This window comes from Amorphus sp. 3PC139-8 (assembly GCF_040750475.1).
In the GTDB taxonomy this organism is placed as follows: domain Bacteria; phylum Pseudomonadota; class Alphaproteobacteria; order Rhizobiales; family Amorphaceae; genus Amorphus.
In genome coordinates, this window is the sequence record NZ_JABJVY010000001.1 from 184146 (window position 1) to 200214 (window position 16069).

Here is a 16069-nt window from a genome sequence, read left to right on the forward strand (position 1 = left end):
GCTGTTGCCGCAGGGCCGACGAGCCGGGTACGACTTTCTGGTGAGGAACCGTTCGGAGGGCGCAATGCTCGATCGCTACGACGCGGAAAAGACCGAAAAGATCGCCGCCGCCGTCGAAACCATTCCAGCCGATGGAGACGGCGCGGACCGCCGACGCTTCACGGAAGCCTTCTACGCCAGAGGCTCGGCGGAAGACGTCATCCAGTACGGCGCAGACGAACTTGTCGCCCTTGCCGATGCCGCCTGGACCCTGTTTCAGGAGCGCCCGCCGCGCGAAGCGCTGATAACCGTTACCAACCCGGAATTCGCCACCGCCGACCGCGCCCATCGTGGCGTCACCGTCATCAACATCGTGAACGACAACATGCCGTTCCTGTTCGATTCGGTGATGAACGAGCTGATCGAATTCAGCGCCGATGTCCGACTGGTGCTGCACCCGATCCTCGATTGCCGCCGCGATCCGGAAGGCCATCTGATCGCGTTCGGCGGCGATGCCTCGAGCGCCGAAGGTGCCGAGCGCGACAGCTTGATCCACATCCACATCGGCCGCATCGAAAGCCCCGAACGCCGCAGCGCGCTTGCTGAACGCCTCGGCCAAACCCTCGACGACGTGCGGGTCGCCGTCGACGACTGGAAGCCGATGCGCGCCCGCGTGCAGGAGGTGATCGGCCGCTACAAGGAGGGCGGGCTGCCGATCGAGCCGTCCGAACTCGCCAAGGCGGTTTCTTTCCTGGAGTGGCTGGCCGCGGACGACTTCATTTTCCTCGGTCTGCGCGAATATCGGCTCGACGGCGACGTGGAGGTCGGAGAGCTCACGCCCCTTCTGGAATCGGGTCTCGGCCTTCTGCGCGACCCGTCGGTGCGGGTTTTGCGACGCGGCAGCGAGTTCGTGGTGATGACCCCGGAGATCCGAGAGTTCCTGCGTTCCGACCTACCGCTGATCATCACCAAGGCGAACGCCCGCTCGCGGGTGCACCGCCACGTTCATCTCGACTTCGTCGGCATCAAGAATTACGGGCCGGACGGACGCCTGGTGGGCGAAGTCCGGCTGGTCGGCCTGTTCTCCTCGCGCGCCTATACCGGCTCGGTGCGCCAGATCCCCTATATCCGCGAAAAGGTTCAGGCCGTGCTGGACCGTGCCGGCTACGACACGGAAAGCCATTCCGGCAAGGCGCTGCTGAACGTGCTGGAATCCTATCCGCGCGACGACCTGTTCCAGGTCGATGTCGAACTGCTCTACCAATTCGCGATCGCGATCCTGGAGCTCGGCGAGCGCCCCCGCATCCGGGTGCTTCCGCGCACCGACGCCTATGAACGCTTCGTCTCCGTGCTCGTGTTCGTACCCAACGAACGCTACACCACCGAACAATCGGATGAGATCGGCGCCTATCTGGCGCAGCTCTACGCCGGCCGGGTCTCGGCGACCTATTTCGCGCTGCCGGAAGGCCCGCTCGCCCGCATCCACTACATCATCGGCCGCTACGAGGGGGAAACGCCCCATCCCAGCCGCGAAACGTTGGAGGCCGGCGTCGCCCGGATTGTGCGGACCTGGGCGGACGACCTGGAAGAGGCGCTCGCCGGCTATCACGACCACGACACCGCCGCGCGGCTGTTCGACCGCTACGCCCAGGCTTTCGGCGGCAGTTATCGCGCCACCTATGGCGCCGACATCGCCGTCGGCGATATCGCCATCATCGAGCGGGTTTCCCAGGAACGGCCAACCGCGATCTCCTTTTTCCGCCGCGCCGGCGATGCGGAAAGCCGGGCCTCGCTGAAGCTGTTTTCCCACTTGAAGCCGATTCCGCTTTCCGACCGCGTCCCCATCATCGAAGCGATGGGGTTCCGGGTCATCAACGAGCGCACCTTCCGCATCGAAATCGAGGCCGACCACGGCATCTACGTCCACGACATGACGCTGGCGCGCACCGGGACAGGCTCCATCGATCTGGACGCTCTGGCGACGCCGCTGGAAGCCATGTTCATGGCGGTGTGGACCGGGCGGGCGGAAAGCGACGGCTTCAACGCGCTGCTGGTGGCGGCCGGGATCGGCTGGCGCGACGTGGCCATGCTGCGGGCGCTGGCGCGCTATCTTCGCCAGGCGAGCGTGCCCTACTCCCAGGACTATATCTGGGGGGCGCTGATCCGCTATCCGGTGGTCGCCAAGCTTCTGGTCGACCTGTTCTATATCCGCTTCGACCCGCGCGAGGCTTCGACCGACCGCTCGCTCGCCGCCGCTCGCCTGCAGCAGCAGATCGATGCCGAGCTGGAGACCGTCTCCAACCTCGACGACGACACCATCATTCGCCGGTTCACGAACCTGCTCTACGCCATGCTCCGGACCAACTTCTTCCTGGTCGACGAGAGCGGCAATGCGCCGGACACCTTCGCCTTCAAGCTCTATCCGGGCGCGATCGACATTCTGCCGGCCCCTCGCCCGTTCCGGGAGATCTGGGTCTACAGCCCGCGCGTGGAAGGCGTGCACTTGCGCTTCGGAGAGGTCGCCCGCGGCGGGTTGCGCTGGTCCGACCGCGCCCAAGACTTCCGCACCGAGATCCTGGGCCTCGTCAAGGCACAGCAGGTAAAGAACGCCGTCATCGTTCCGGTCGGCGCGAAAGGCGGCTTCGTGCCGAAGAAGCTGCCGACGGCGGGCGGCCGCGAGGCGGTGTTCGCCGAAGGCACCGAATCCTATAAGATCTTCATCAACGCGCTTCTGGGCGTGACCGACAATCTGGTGGAAGGCCGGGTGGTGCCGCCTCAGGGCGTGGTGCGCCACGACGACGCCGACCCCTATCTCGTGGTGGCGGCCGACAAGGGCACGGCGACCTTCTCCGACACCGCCAACGCGATTGCGGAGCGCCGCGGCTTCTGGCTCGGCGACGCGTTCGCGTCCGGCGGCTCCCAGGGCTACGACCACAAGGCCATGGGCATCACCGCCCGGGGCGCCTGGGAGGCCGTGAAACGCCATTTCCGCGAAATGGACGTAGACATCCAGTCGACACCCTTCACCGTCGTCGGCGTCGGCGACATGTCCGGCGACGTGTTCGGCAACGGCATGCTGTTGTCGAAGGCGATCCGGCTGGTCGCCGCCTTCGACCATCGCGACATCTTCATCGATCCCGATCCGGATCCGGCGACCTCCTGGGAGGAGCGCAAGCGCCTGTTCGATGCGCCGCGCACGAGCTGGCAGGACTACAACACCGAGCTGATTTCCAAGGGCGGCGGCGTGTTCTCGCGTGCGGCGAAGTCGATCCCGCTGTCGCCGGAGATCCAGGCGCTGCTTGGCCTCAACAAGGCACATGCCACGCCGTTCGAGGTGATGCGCGCGATTTTGAGGGCCAACGCCGACCTGCTCTGGTTCGGCGGCATCGGGACCTATGTTCGCGCCGCCGGCGAGACCAACCTGGACGTCGGAGACCGCGCCAACGATTCCATCCGCGTCACCGCCGAGGAACTGCGGGTCAAGGTAATCGGCGAAGGCGCCAATCTCGGCGTCACCCAGAAGGCCCGTGTCGCCTTTGCCCGCGCCGGCGGGCGCTGCAATTCCGACGCCATCGACAACTCCGCCGGCGTGAACACCTCCGACGTGGAGGTCAACATCAAGATCGCGCTCGGCGCCGCCGAGACCCAAGGCGTGATCGACCGGGAACAGCGCAACGAGATCCTGGCCGCGATGACCGACGAGGTCGGCACCATCGTGCTGCGCAACAACTATCTGCAGACGCTGGCGATCTCGCTCAGCCGGGCTCTCGGCGTGGAGGATGTCGGCTTCCAGATGCGGATGATGCAGCTTCTCGGCGAACGCGGCATCCTCGACCGCGAGCTGGAGACGCTGCCCACCGATGCCGAACTTTCCGCCCGTGCCGCCCGTGGCGAAGGGCTGTCGCGGCCGGAGGTGGGGGTGCTTCTGGCCTATGCCAAGATCACGCTTTACGACCAGATCCTGGGAAGTTCTGTGCCGGACGACCCCTATCTCGGCCGGGAGTTGCGGCGCTACTTCCCCCAACGCATGCAGGCCGACTTCCTGGGCCAGATCGAAGCCCATCAGCTTCGCCGGGAAATCATCGCGACCATGCTTGCCAATTCGATGATCAACCGCGGCGGGCCGACCTTCGTCGTTCGCATGAGCGACCAAACCGGGGCGGAAGTCGAGCGGATCGCCCAGGCGTTCGCCACCTGCCGCGATGCGTTCCAGCTCACCGCCCTCAACGGCGAAATCGACGCCCTCGACACCAAGGTTCCCGGCGGCGTTCAGATCGAGCTTTATCGCGCCGTCCAGGATCTGGTGATCGATGCAACCGTCTGGTTCATCCGCAATGTGCGCTACGAGAACGGCATCGAGGCCGAAGTCGCGCGCTTCCGCTCCGGCATCGAGACGCTGGAGCCGAACCTGGACCGGGTGATGCCGGCGCACGTCAAGGAGGCGACCGACGAAACCGCCCGCATCTGGGCGGAAGCCGGCGTTCCGGCCGCATTCGCCCAGCGCGTGGCCCGGCTTGCGACCACCACCACCGTTCCCGACATCGTGCTGGTTTCCGAGGCCACCGGCGCCTCGCTGGAGCGGGCGGCCGAAATCTATTTCGCCATCGACGGCCGCTTCCGCATCGGCCGGATCGAGGAACTCGCCCGGGCCATGGTCGTGGAGGATTATTTCGACGGCCTCGCGCTGGATCGGGCGCGGCGCACGCTCGCGGAGGCCCACCGGGTCATCGCCCGCAAGGTGGTCGCCGACGCCGGCACGAGCGAGGCGTCGCTGGCGGTGGAGAACTGGATCGCGGAGCGCGCCCACGAGGTAGAACGCACGCTCAAAACCGTCACCCAGCTCGGCGAAACCGAAACCATCACCGTCTCCCGGCTGGCGGTGGCGGCAAGTCTGCTCTCGGATGTGGCGAACGGCTGACGTGCCGGGGCGGGACCCGCCGTCAGCGTCGGTCTCGGAAGAAGGTCTTGAGCAGGTCGGCGGCGTCCGTTTCGGCGATGCCGCCATAGACCTCGGGAGCATGGTGACAGGTGGGTTGGGCAAAGATGCGCGGACCGTGCTCCACCCCGCCGCCTTTGGGGTCGGCCGCGCCGAAATAAAGCCGGCGGATGCGGGCAAACGAGATCGCCGCGGCGCACATCGGGCACGGCTCCAGCGTGACATAGAGATCGCAACCGCTCAGCCGCTCGTCGTTCAGCGCCTGGCAGGCGGCCCGAATTGCCAGGATTTCGGCATGCGCGGTGGGGTCCAAAAGCTCGCGCGTGCGGTTTCCCGCGACCGCCATCACGTTTCCGTCCTTGACGATTGCCGCGCCGACGGGCACCTCTCCCCGACCTGCGGCGTCCCGTGCCGCCACTAGCGCCTCGGCCATGAAGGACGAGGCCGCCGGCCGCCCGCTACTTAGACATTCCGTCATGACCGAACCATCCGCCCCCTCGTCCCAAGACCGGATCGCCAAGGTGATCGCCCGCGCCGGGCTGTGCTCGCGCCGCGAAGCGGAAGCCTGGATCGCCGACGGCCGCGTAACCGTCAACGGCCAAACGCTCACCACGCCCGCCGTCACCGTCGGCCCGGACGACGAAATCACCGTCGACGGCCGCGCGCTGCCGGTCAAGGAGCGCACCCGGCTGTGGCTCTACCACAAGCCGCGCGGCTTGGTGACCACCGCTCGCGATCCGGAGGGCCGCCCGACCGTATTCGACCGGCTGCCGGACGGCCTGCCGCGCGTCGTCACCGTCGGCCGGCTGGACATCAACACCGAAGGCCTCCTGCTTCTGACCAATGACGGCGGCCTGTCACGCGTTCTGGAACTGCCGGCCACCGGCTGGCTGCGCAAATACCGGGTGCGCGCCCATGGCCACGTCACCCAGGCCGATCTCGACAAGCTGAAGGACGGCATCGCCGTCGACGGCGTGCTCTACGGGTCCATCACCGCCACGCTGGACCAGGTTCAGGGCACCAATGCCTGGATCACCATGGGCCTGCGCGAAGGCAAGAATCGCGAGATCAAGAATGTGCTCGGCGCGCTCGGGCTGCAGGTCTCGCGCCTGATCCGGATCTCGTTCGGTCCGTTCCAGCTCGGCGAGATCCCGGTCGGCGAGGCCGTGGAGGTGGCCGGGCGGACGTTGCGCGACCAGCTCGGCCAGAAGCTCGCGACCGAGGCCGGCGCCGATTTCGACGCCCCGCTGGTGCAGCGGCCCCGACATGACGAGACCGGCGGCCCCGCCCGGCGACCGGGCGCGCGCAGCAGCGCGCCTCGTCCCGGCGGCTATCGCCCAGGTGGCGGCGGACGCCGGTTCGAGGAGCGCACGGACCAGAGCGATGCCCGCCGCTCCGGCCCGCCGGGTCCGCGCCCGCGCCGCGATGACACAGAGCAGAGGCCGCGCCCCTATTCCCGCGACGGCAACCGCGATCGTCCGCAGGGCGAGCGTCCCGATCGCGCGCCGCGCGGCGATCGGCCGGCCCGGGCAGCATCCGGCGAACGGCCGAGGCAGGACCGGCCCGGCGGAGGCCGTGGCGAGCGCAGCAAACCGCGCGAGAATTTCGGACCGGACCGCTCGGGCGAGGCCCCTTGGGGCAAGCGCGGAGATCGTCCGGACCGGGGTGGCCCCTCGCGGCCTCCCCGCGATCGCGACGAGCGCGGCGGCACGAACCGCTCGCGCAACGAGCGGCCCGCGCAGGACAGTCCGCGCGACACAAGGCCTCGCAGCGACCGGCCCCAGGGTGAGCGCCGCTCCGGTCCGGCCAAGCCCGGCGGGCGTCCGGCCAAGCCCGGTCAGGGGCCTCGTACGCCCAGCGGCAAGCCACGTCGGCCGGGACCCGGCTCCGGCCCGCGCAGCGGCCCCGGTAAGGGACCGAGCAAGGGACCGCGCTCTTGAGGATCGTCGGCGGCCGGTTCCGAGGGCGTCCCCTTACCGCTCCTTCGGGCCAGGCCACGCGTCCCACCACCGACCGGCTGCGCGAGGCGCTCTTCAACGTGCTGCAGCACGGCTACGACGACCCGGTGGAAGGTGCCCGAGTGCTCGACCTCTTCTCCGGCACCGGCGCGCTCGGGTTCGAGGCTCTGTCGCGCGGCGCTGCCTTCTGCCTGTTCGTGGAGCAAGCGGCCGGCGCCCGCGCCGTCATCCGGGAAAATGCCGACGGGCTGGGGCTGACCGGCCTGGTCCGGATCTGGCGGCGCGACGCGACCAAGCTCGGGCCGGTCGGCACGCTCGCCCCGTTCGATCTTTGCTTCGCCGACCCGCCCTATGGCCAAGACCTCGGCACGGCGGCCCTTGCCTCGGCGCGTGCCGGCGGGTGGCTGAAGCCCGGCGCGCTGTGTCTTCTGGAGGAAACCGCCCGCGAGGAGATCGACGCGCTCGACGGCTTCACCGTGCTGGAACGCCGGGACTATGGCGACACCGCCGTGACGATCCTGGAAGTGGCTTCGTAGACAGAGAAAGAGGCCCGCGTCACCACGACGCGGACCTCTCTCCTGAACCGATCGCTCGATCCTCGGGATCGAGGCGAACGTTATTCCGCGGCGGTCTTCAGCTCCGGTGCGGCCTTCAGCACGCTCGCGTCGACGTGGTCGGCAAAGCGGCCGAAATTATCGACGAACATGGAGACCAGCTTGGCGGCCTGGCGGTCGTAACCGGCCTTGTCGGACCAGGTCGCGCGCGGATCGAGGATCGTGGCATCGACGCCCGGAACCGCCACCGGCACCGCGAAGCCGAAGTTCGCGTCGGTGCGGAAGGTCGCCTCATGCAGCGAGCCATCGAGCGCGGCGTCGAGCAGCGTGCGGGTTGCCGCGATTGGCATGCGGTGGCCAACGCCGTGGGCGCCGCCGGTCCAGCCGGTGTTGAGCAGCCAGCAATCGACCTCGTGCTCGGCGATCAGCGCGCGCAGGAGGTTGCCGTATTCGACCGGGTGGCGCGGCAGAAACGGCGCACCGAAGCAGGTGGAGAACGTCGCCTGCGGCTCCGTCACGCCCTTCTCCGTACCGGCGATCTTGGCGGTGTAACCGGAGAGGAAGTGGTACATCGCCTGGGCCGGGGTCAGCTTGGCGATCGGCGGCATCACACCGAAGGCATCCGCCGTCAGCATGATGATGTTCTTGGGATGCGGACCGACCGAGCCGGGCGCGATGTTCGGCATGAACTCGATCGGATAGGCGCCGCGGGTGTTTTCCGTCTTCGAATCGTCGTCGAAGTCGGGCTCGCGGGTTTCCGGATCCAGGGTAACGTTCTCGTAGATCACGCCGAAGCGATGGGTCGCCGCCCAGATCTGCGGCTCCGCCTCGGCGGAGAGTTTGATCATCTTGGCGTAGGAGCCGCCTTCGAAGTTGAAGACGCCGTTCTCGCTCCAGCCGTGCTCGTCGTCGCCGATGAGTTTGCGCTTCGGATCGGCCGACAGCGTCGTCTTGCCGGTGCCGGACAGGCCGAAGAAAATCGCCGTGTCGTTGCCCGATCCCAGGTTCGCCGAGCAATGCATCGGCATCACCTTTTTCGGCGGCAACAGGTAGTTCAGCAGCGTGAACACCGACTTTTTCATCTCGCCGGCATAGGACGTACCGCCGATAAGAATGATCTTGCGGGTGAAGTCGCAGGCGATGACCGTCTCGGAGCGGCAGCCATGGCGCGCGGGATCGGCTGAGAAGCTCGGCAGGTCGATGATCGTAAGCTCGGGCTCGAAGCTGGCAATCGCGTCGTGGTCCGGCCGGATCAACAAATTGCGGATGAACAGCGAGTGCCAAGCATACTCGGTGTAGACGCGCACGCTGATGCGGTGCTCCGGATCGGCGCCGCCATAGAGATCCTGGGCGAACAGGTGCATGCCCTTGGCATGGTCCAGCATGTCCTGCATCAGGACGTCGAACGACGCCGGCTCCATGGCGGCGTTGTTGTCCCACCAGACCTGATCCGCGGTGTCGGCGTTGCGGACAACATATTTGTCCTTGGGCGAGCGGCCCGTGTGCACGCCGGTATCGGCCGCGAGCGTCCCCGCTGCGGTCAGAACACCTTCCTCGCGACGGAGGGCCTCCTCATAGAGGTTCGGAGCGGTAAGGTTCCACCGGATCGACGCGAGACCGGCCAGCCCGATCGTCTCGACCCCAGCGACAGGATTTCGCAAGCCGATTTCTTTCACAGTTTTACCTCTCGTTGATCAGCCGGCGCGTCGGAGGATCGATCCGTGTTTTATTTTGCATTGCAGCATAAGACGGATTCTCAGTCGCCAGCGACTGTCGCTCCACTCGCACCCCCCGCGCGAAAACTCGCGAGACCCTAGTAAACCGCCATGATGGTGACAAGCGAAACAAGTGCGACTCGGGGGGCATACGCGCCAATTCGTCGCGACTTGCACGCTTAGGCGGCGTGCTCAAATTGTTCGCGCCCGCTCCGCGAGCTGTTTGAGCGCGCTCCGCAGCGCGCCCGGCGAGGTCACCCGATCCGGAAAACCGACCCGTGCCGCGCGATGGCCGGCAACCAGATCGACCCCGTCCGGATCGAGACCGCTCACCCGCCAGTGCCCCTCCCGCTGGCCATCCAGGCGGGTGGCGTAGAGGGTAACGGCGTCAGCATGATCATCGTTCATATGCTGCACCGCACCTTCTTCGGAGGCGAGCAGATCGGCGCAATCGCTCACATCAGTCATGAAGTCGGCGGCAGAAAGCGTCACGATGCGGCCGAAGCCCGCAACCAGGCGCGCCTCGTCCGGCTCCAGCCGATAGAAGCCGAAATCGGGAAAGTCGGCATATTCCGCTGCCTCGGGTTGGCGCGCGAGAAAACGCCGGCGCGCCTCGCTCGGGTCTTCCAAGCGCGTCAGACGGCCTGCGACCGACACGCGGGCCAACGCGAGCGGATCGCCCGGCAGCATCGGCTGGCTCACCATCAGCGACACCCGCGGATCGGCGCGCAGATTGCGGGTGTGCACCGCCAGATCCGACAGAAGCAGGATCGGCGCGCCGTCGGGCATGGTCGCAACCGTCACCAGCGAGACGTGCGGCGCCCCTCCTTCGGGCTCGAGGGTTCCGAGCGCGCCATGAAACGCCCGGCGAATGAGATCCTTGGTCGTCGCAATCGCATCGAATTCGCTCGACATCGGCCACCCGTCTCTGAGTGAAGAGATCGCAAAGGCGCGGTATCGACCTGGCGCCGGAAAGCGATCTGAAGGAAGGGAAGGCCCCCTTTAGGGCCCGAATTGCGACCCACCGCAACCGCTGCAACCCTATCGGGGCTTCTATATGCTGGCCCGAAGGCCATATTTTCCTCGTAATTGCTGCCTCTTACGACACCAACAGGCACGATTCCAGGCAAATGCGCAGGAGATGCGCCTGGACCTTATGCGCACAGCTCCGCGACGAAAGGACGCTTCATGGCGACGGTTGCCCTCGTCGACGACGATCGGAACATTCTGGCCTCCGTCTCGATCGCGCTCGAATCGGAAGGCTATCGGGTGCAGACCTACACCGACGGGGCTTCGGCCCTGCAGGGTCTGTCCCAGGATCCGCCCGACCTCGCGATCTTCGATATCAAGATGCCGCGCATGGACGGCATGGAGCTTCTGCGCCGCGTGCGCCAGCAGACCGACATGCCGGTGATCTTCCTCACCTCCAAGGACGAGGAGATCGACGAGCTGTTCGGCCTCAAGATGGGCGCCGACGATTTCATCCGGAAGCCGTTTTCCCAGCGCCTGCTGGTGGAGCGTGTGAAAGCGGTGATGCGCCGAGCCCAGCCGCGCGACGGCTCGGCGCCGAAGGCGACTGATGCCAGCAAGATCCTGGAGCGCGGCCAGCTCAAGATGGACCAGGAGCGCCACACCTGTACCTGGCAGGGCGAGCCGGTCACGCTGACGGTGACGGAATTTCTGATTCTGTTCGCGCTCGCCCAGCGCCCGGGCGTGGTGAAAAGCCGCAACGCATTGATGGACGCCGCCTACGACGATCAGGTCTATGTCGACGACCGCACCATCGACAGCCATATCAAGCGGCTGCGCAAGAAGTTCAAATCGGTGGACAACGACTTCGACATGATCGAGACGCTTTATGGCGTCGGCTACCGGTTCAAAGAAATTTAGAGATTTGCCGCGGTCGCGCGTCTGATTTCGGCGGGCCGAAATCGGCGCACATTCGGAATTGGACGCCGTTCACGTGGAGGAGGCTGCACCGGCCGAGATGACGGTCGAGACCGAAAGCGCAAGCACGACCAAGCCTGGCCGGCGTCGGCGTCGACCGATCCGGCTTGCCGGCCGCGTGGTCGCCCGGCTCGGCCGCGCGCTCGGAGGAGTGCTGTCGACCTACGTCTTTTCCAGCGTCACCCGACGCATCCTCGTCCTTAACCTGGTCGGCCTCGTCGCCCTGGTCTCCGGCACGCTCTATCTCAACCAGTTCCGCGCCGGGCTGATCGACGCCCGGGTGGAAAGCCTGCTGATCCAGGGCGAGATCATCGCTGCCGCGATCGCCGCCTCCGCGACCGTCGACACCGACACCATCTCCGTCGATCCGGAACGTCTCCTGGAGTTGCAGGCCGGCGAGAGCGTCGCGCCGATCGACCAGGGCGCTCACGCCCTCGACTTTCCCATCAACCCGGAGCGGGTCGCGCCGATCCTGCGCCGGCTGATCTCGCCGACCCGCACCCGCGCCCGAATCTACGATCGCGACGGGCTGTTGCTGCTCGACTCTCGCCATCTTTATTCCCGCGGACAGATCCTGCGCTTCGACCTACCGCCACCCCAGGAGGCGGAGCCGGGCATGCTGGAGCGGATCTGGGAGCGGCTGAAGGCCTGGACCCTGCATGGCGACCTGCCCGCCTACAAGGAGATCGGCGGCGCCAACGGCAAGGAATATCCGGAAGTCGAAGGCGCCCTTTCCGGCGCCCCCTCCAGCAAGGTCCGGGTCAACGACAAGGGCGAGCTGATCGTCTCCGTCGCGGTTCCGGTCCAGCGCTTCCGGGCGATCCTGGGCGTGCTGCTGCTGTCCACCCAGGGTGGCGACATCGATTCCATCCTGCGCGCCGAGCGGCTGGCGATCGTGCGGGTGTTCCTGGTCTCCGCCGGCGTCATGGCCGTGCTGTCGATCCTGATGGCGGGCACCATCGCAGGGCCGATCCGCCGGCTGGCGGCGGCGGCCGAGCGCGTGCGCCGGGGCGTGCGCGGCCGGCATGCGATCCCCTCCTTTTCCGAGCGCACCGACGAGATCGGCCATCTCGGCCGGGCGCTGAAGGAGATGACCGACGCCCTCTACAATCGAATCGATGCGATCGAAGCCTTCGCAGCCGACGTGGCGCACGAGCTGAAGAACCCGCTCACATCGCTCAGAAGCGCGGTGGAGACGCTGCCACGGGCCAAGACGGACGAATCCCGCGAGCGCCTTCTCGGCATCATCCAGCATGACGTGCGCCGGCTCGACCGGCTGATTTCGGATATTTCCGATGCCTCGCGCCTGGATGCCGAACTGGCCCGGCGCGATGCCGAACCGCTCAATCTCGCCGCCCTTCTGGAGGCGGTGGTCGAACTCCAGCGCGAACTCGCCCGGCCGAACCGGATCGCGATTTCGCTCGCCATCGACACAGCGAGCGGCCGTGGCGGCCGGGACGCCTATCTGGTGAACGGCCACGACAGCCGGATCAGCCAAGTTTTCACCAACCTGTTGGACAATGCCCGTTCCTTCTCGCCCCCCGACAGCACGATCAGCGTTACCGCCCGGCGCGTCGACGACTGGATCGAGGTGGTGATCGACGACTGCGGGCACGGCATCACGGCCGAGCAGATCGAGCGGATCTTCGAGCGCTTCTACACGGACCGACCGGAGGCCCAGGGCTTCGGAGATAATTCCGGTCTCGGTCTGTCGATCTCGCGTCAGATCATCGAGGCCCATCGCGGTACAATCTCCGCGGAGAACCGGATCGAAGACGAGCACGTTCAAGGCGCGCGCTTCGTGGTTCGGCTGCCCGCGCTCTACGGCGAAAAATCGTGACCGACACGATCCACGCCACCGGTCTTCTGGTCGGTCGTATCGGCGTGCTGATCCGTGGACCGTCGGGTTCGGGCAAGAGCCAACTCGCCGCCGACCTGATCGAGGAGACCCGGCGAAATGGCGGGTTCGCCGCGCTCGTCGCCGACGACCGGGTCGCGATCGCCAAGAGCCACGGCCGGCTCATCGCCCGCGCGCCGGCAGCGATCGCCGGCCGAATAGAGGTGCGCGGCTTCGGGATCGAGCGCGTCGATCATGAGCCAGCGGCCGTCGTTCGCCTCGTGGTGGATCTGGTCGACCCCACAACAGTGGAGCGGATACCGGAACCCGAGGCGTTGTGGACGCATGTGGCGGGCGTGCGTCTGGCCCGAATTGCGGTACCGCAAGATCGCGTCCAGGCACTTCCCGCAATCCGGGCGTGCATACGCGCGCTTTCGGCGGGAGAGAACGCAAGGTTGCCGTCGATTTAACTTGAATCGGATAGCGCCCTGGCCGATTTTGGCCGGCACGCCGGCTTTTTGTCCGGCCTCCATTTTGCGAGGTTGTTCGATTATCACCCTGTCGCCTCACTCTTCCAAACGCTCGCCCGGCTCCGGCCGCCGCCGTCCAGGGTCGATGGATCGCGAGGTTTCATGATCGGGCTCGTTCTTGTTACGCACGGCCGGCTCGCCGAGGAGCTCAAGGCAGCCCTCGAACATGTGGTTGGGCCCCAGGAGCGCGTCGCGACGATCTCCATCGGCCCGGACGACGACATGGAGCAGCGCCGCACCGACATCGTGGACGCGATCAGCGCCGTCGACGACGGGTCGGGCGTGGTCGTGCTCACCGACATGTTCGGCGGCACGCCCTCCAATCTCGCGATCTCGGTGATGCGCGCCGGTGCGATCGAGGTCATCGCCGGGGTGAACCTGCCGATGCTGGTCAAGCTCGCCAGCATCCGAAGCGAGACGGATCTCGTAAAGGCGGTTGATGACGCCAAGACCGCCGGTCAAAAATATATCAGCGTCGCGAGCCAAGTCCTCACCGGTCGATGAGCGAACCATCCACCGCAGAACGCACCGCCACCTTGACGATCGTGAACCAGCGCGGACTGCACGCCCGTGCGTCGGCGAAGTTCGTGAAGTGCGTCGAGGCCTACGATGCGGCGGTTACGGTGGAACGCGATGGCCAAAGCGTGGGCGGCACGTCCATCATGGGCCTTTTGATGCTCGCCGCCGGCAAGGGCACCCAGATCGTGGTCAGCGCCTCGGGCGCCGAAGCCGATGAGGCCATCGCCGCCCTGACCAAGCTGATCGAAGACGGGTTCGGCGAAGACAGCCTGCCGGGCGGCTGAAGCCTCCAATTATTTCATGATCATAGGCGAGGAACGCGACGGCTCCACCCCGCCGGCGAGCGGCCCCGCTTGGTCCCGCCATGCCGGGATTCGGACCGGAGCGAGCCTCTAGTCAATATAAAGAAATCTTTATATCGTTATTGCACCTAGCGGCCAGTCCCGTTATATCCGGCCCCACGTGGCGCGCCGCGGCCCTTTCGCGCGCGCCTTCGACCCGCAAATACGAACAAGGAGCGCCACACATGCTCGACAAGCCCGCCACCGACTACGTCGTGAAGGATATCGGCCTGGCAGACTGGGGCCGCACCGAGATCGACATCGCCGAGACCGAGATGCCGGGCCTGATGGCCGTGCGCGAAGAGTATGCGGCCACCAAGCCGCTGAAGGGTGCGCGCATCGCCGGCTCGCTCCACATGACCATTCAGACCGCTGTCCTGATCGAGACGCTGGTCGCGCTTGGCGCCGACGTCCGCTGGGCGTCGTGCAACATCTTCTCCACCCAGGACCAGGCCGCCGCGGCGATTGCCGCCACCGGCACGCCGGTGTTCGCCGTCAAAGGCGAGACGCTTGAGGAATACTGGGACTACGCCGACAAGATCCTCGACTGGGGCGACGGCGAGACCTGCAACATGATCCTCGACGACGGTGGCGACGCCACCATGCTCGTCATGCTCGGCTCCAAGGCGGAGAGCGATCCGTCGGTGCTGAACAATCCGAAGAACGACGAGGAAAAGGCGCTCGTCGCCACCATCAAGCGTCGTCTGGAGAAGGACCCGACCTTCTATTCGCGCTGCAAGGCCAACATTAAGGGCGTCTCGGAAGAGACCACCACCGGTGTGATGCGCCTCTACCAGATGGAGAAGCGCGGCGAGCTGCCGTTCCCGGCGATCAACGTCAACGACTCCGTCACCAAGTCGAAGTTCGACAACAAGTACGGCTGCCGTGAGTCCCTGGTGGACGCGATCCGTCGCGGCACCGACGTGATGATGGCCGGCAAGGTGGCGATCGTCGCCGGCTACGGCGATGTCGGCAAGGGTTCGGCCCAGTCGCTGTCGGGCGCCGGCGCCCGGGTGCTGGTCACCGAGATCGACCCGATCTGCGCGCTGCAGGCCGCCATGGACGGCTTCGAGGTCGTCACCATGGAGGAAGGCGCGCCGCGTGCCGACATCGTGGTCACCGCCACCGGCAACAAGGACGTGCTGACCGTCGATCACATGCGTTCGCTGAAGGACATGGCGATCGTCTGCAACATCGGCCACTTCGACAACGAGATTCAGGTCGACGGCCTGAAGAACTTCAAGTGGAAGAACGTGAAGCCGCAGGTCGACCTGATCGAGTATCCGGACGGCAAGCGGATGATCCTCCTGTCGGAAGGTCGCCTCGTGAACCTCGGCAACGCCACCGGCCACCCGAGCTTCGTGATGTCGGCGTCGTTCTCCAACCAGACGCTGGCCCAGATCGAGCTTTGGACCAAGGGCGACCAGTACGACAAGAAGGTCTACGTGCTGCCGAAGCATCTGGACGAAAAGGTCGCCGAGCTGCACCTGCGCAAGCTGTCGGCCGAGCTCACCAAACTCTCCGACGAGCAGGCCGATTATATCGGCGTGCCGGTCAGCGGCCCGTTCAAGTCCGATCTGTATCGGTATTAAAGCGGGATCAGGAAAAGTGGGAACCGGTTTTCCGCCCGGATCCCGCTTGAACTCCAAATGATCTATAAGCGGTCCTTCCGCATCGCCGCCGGGACCTCCCGGCGGCAACTCTCAGGCATCGACCCATCCGGGCCGGTGCCTTTTTTATGTCGTCTCCAGAC

The 16069-nt window shown here is 66.3% G+C and carries 12 protein-coding genes; 9 read left to right on the forward strand and 3 right to left on the reverse strand.

Annotated elements, in window-relative coordinates:
* Positions 1-64: 64 nt before the first annotated feature.
* Positions 65-4897, forward strand: coding sequence for an NAD-glutamate dehydrogenase (locus HNS03_RS00830; RefSeq protein ID WP_367192367.1), 4833 nt, complete (start codon positions 65-67; stop codon positions 4895-4897).
* Positions 4898-4919: 22 nt separating this feature from the next.
* Here the strand turns inward: HNS03_RS00830 and HNS03_RS00835 are convergent, their stop codons facing one another.
* Positions 4920-5348 carry a nucleoside deaminase gene (locus HNS03_RS00835; RefSeq protein ID WP_367192799.1) on the reverse strand — a complete coding sequence of 143 codons (429 nt, stop codon included), beginning with the start codon at positions 5346-5348 and terminating at the stop codon, positions 4920-4922.
* A gap of 43 nt (positions 5349-5391) precedes the next feature.
* On the opposite strand from HNS03_RS00835, the gene HNS03_RS00840 reads away from it, so the two are divergent.
* Positions 5392-6855, forward strand: a complete 1464-nt coding sequence (locus tag HNS03_RS00840; protein WP_367192368.1) for a pseudouridine synthase — start codon at positions 5392-5394, stop codon at positions 6853-6855.
* A complete protein-coding gene (gene rsmD / locus HNS03_RS00845; RefSeq protein ID WP_367192370.1) occupies positions 6852-7409 on the forward strand; it encodes a 16S rRNA (guanine(966)-N(2))-methyltransferase RsmD in 558 nt (185 codons plus the stop codon). The genes HNS03_RS00840 and rsmD overlap by 4 nt, the downstream gene beginning before the upstream one ends.
* 80 nt (positions 7410-7489) lie before the next feature.
* Here the strand turns inward: rsmD and HNS03_RS00850 are convergent, their stop codons facing one another.
* The gene (locus HNS03_RS00850; protein ID WP_367192372.1) at positions 7490-9103 is read right to left on the reverse strand and encodes a phosphoenolpyruvate carboxykinase; all 1614 of its coding nucleotides are present in this window, start codon (positions 9101-9103) and stop codon (positions 7490-7492) included.
* A gap of 231 nt (positions 9104-9334) precedes the next feature.
* Complete coding sequence (locus tag HNS03_RS00855) at positions 9335-10057, reverse strand: HugZ family protein (RefSeq protein ID WP_367192373.1); 723 nt, start codon at positions 10055-10057, stop codon at positions 9335-9337.
* Between the two features lie 273 nt (positions 10058-10330).
* Between HNS03_RS00855 and HNS03_RS00860 the strand changes: the two genes are divergently transcribed.
* The 6 genes from HNS03_RS00860 (at position 10331) to ahcY (ending at position 15908) form a co-directional block, all read left to right on the forward strand.
* Positions 10331-11032 (forward strand): response regulator transcription factor, encoded by a 702-nt coding sequence (locus tag HNS03_RS00860; RefSeq protein ID WP_367192374.1) that lies wholly within the window; start codon positions 10331-10333, stop codon positions 11030-11032.
* A 97-nt stretch (positions 11033-11129) separates the two neighbouring features.
* Positions 11130-12929, forward strand: a complete 1800-nt coding sequence (locus HNS03_RS00865; protein WP_367192800.1) for a stimulus-sensing domain-containing protein — start codon at positions 11130-11132, stop codon at positions 12927-12929.
* On the forward strand, positions 12926-13396 hold the full coding sequence (locus tag HNS03_RS00870; RefSeq protein WP_367192376.1) for an HPr kinase/phosphorylase: 471 nt from the start codon (positions 12926-12928) through the stop codon (positions 13394-13396). Before HNS03_RS00865 ends, HNS03_RS00870 begins: the two co-directional genes overlap by 4 nt.
* A 162-nt stretch (positions 13397-13558) precedes the next feature.
* Positions 13559-13960 (forward strand): PTS sugar transporter subunit IIA, encoded by a 402-nt coding sequence (locus tag HNS03_RS00875; protein WP_367192378.1) that lies wholly within the window; start codon positions 13559-13561, stop codon positions 13958-13960.
* Complete coding sequence (locus tag HNS03_RS00880) at positions 13957-14259, forward strand: HPr family phosphocarrier protein (RefSeq protein ID WP_367192379.1); 303 nt, start codon at positions 13957-13959, stop codon at positions 14257-14259. The genes HNS03_RS00875 and HNS03_RS00880 overlap by 4 nt, the downstream gene beginning before the upstream one ends.
* A gap of 242 nt (positions 14260-14501) precedes the next feature.
* Positions 14502-15908 carry an adenosylhomocysteinase gene (ahcY, locus tag HNS03_RS00885; protein ID WP_367192380.1) on the forward strand — a complete coding sequence of 469 codons (1407 nt, stop codon included), beginning with the start codon at positions 14502-14504 and terminating at the stop codon, positions 15906-15908.
* Positions 15909-16069: the final 161 nt, after the last annotated feature.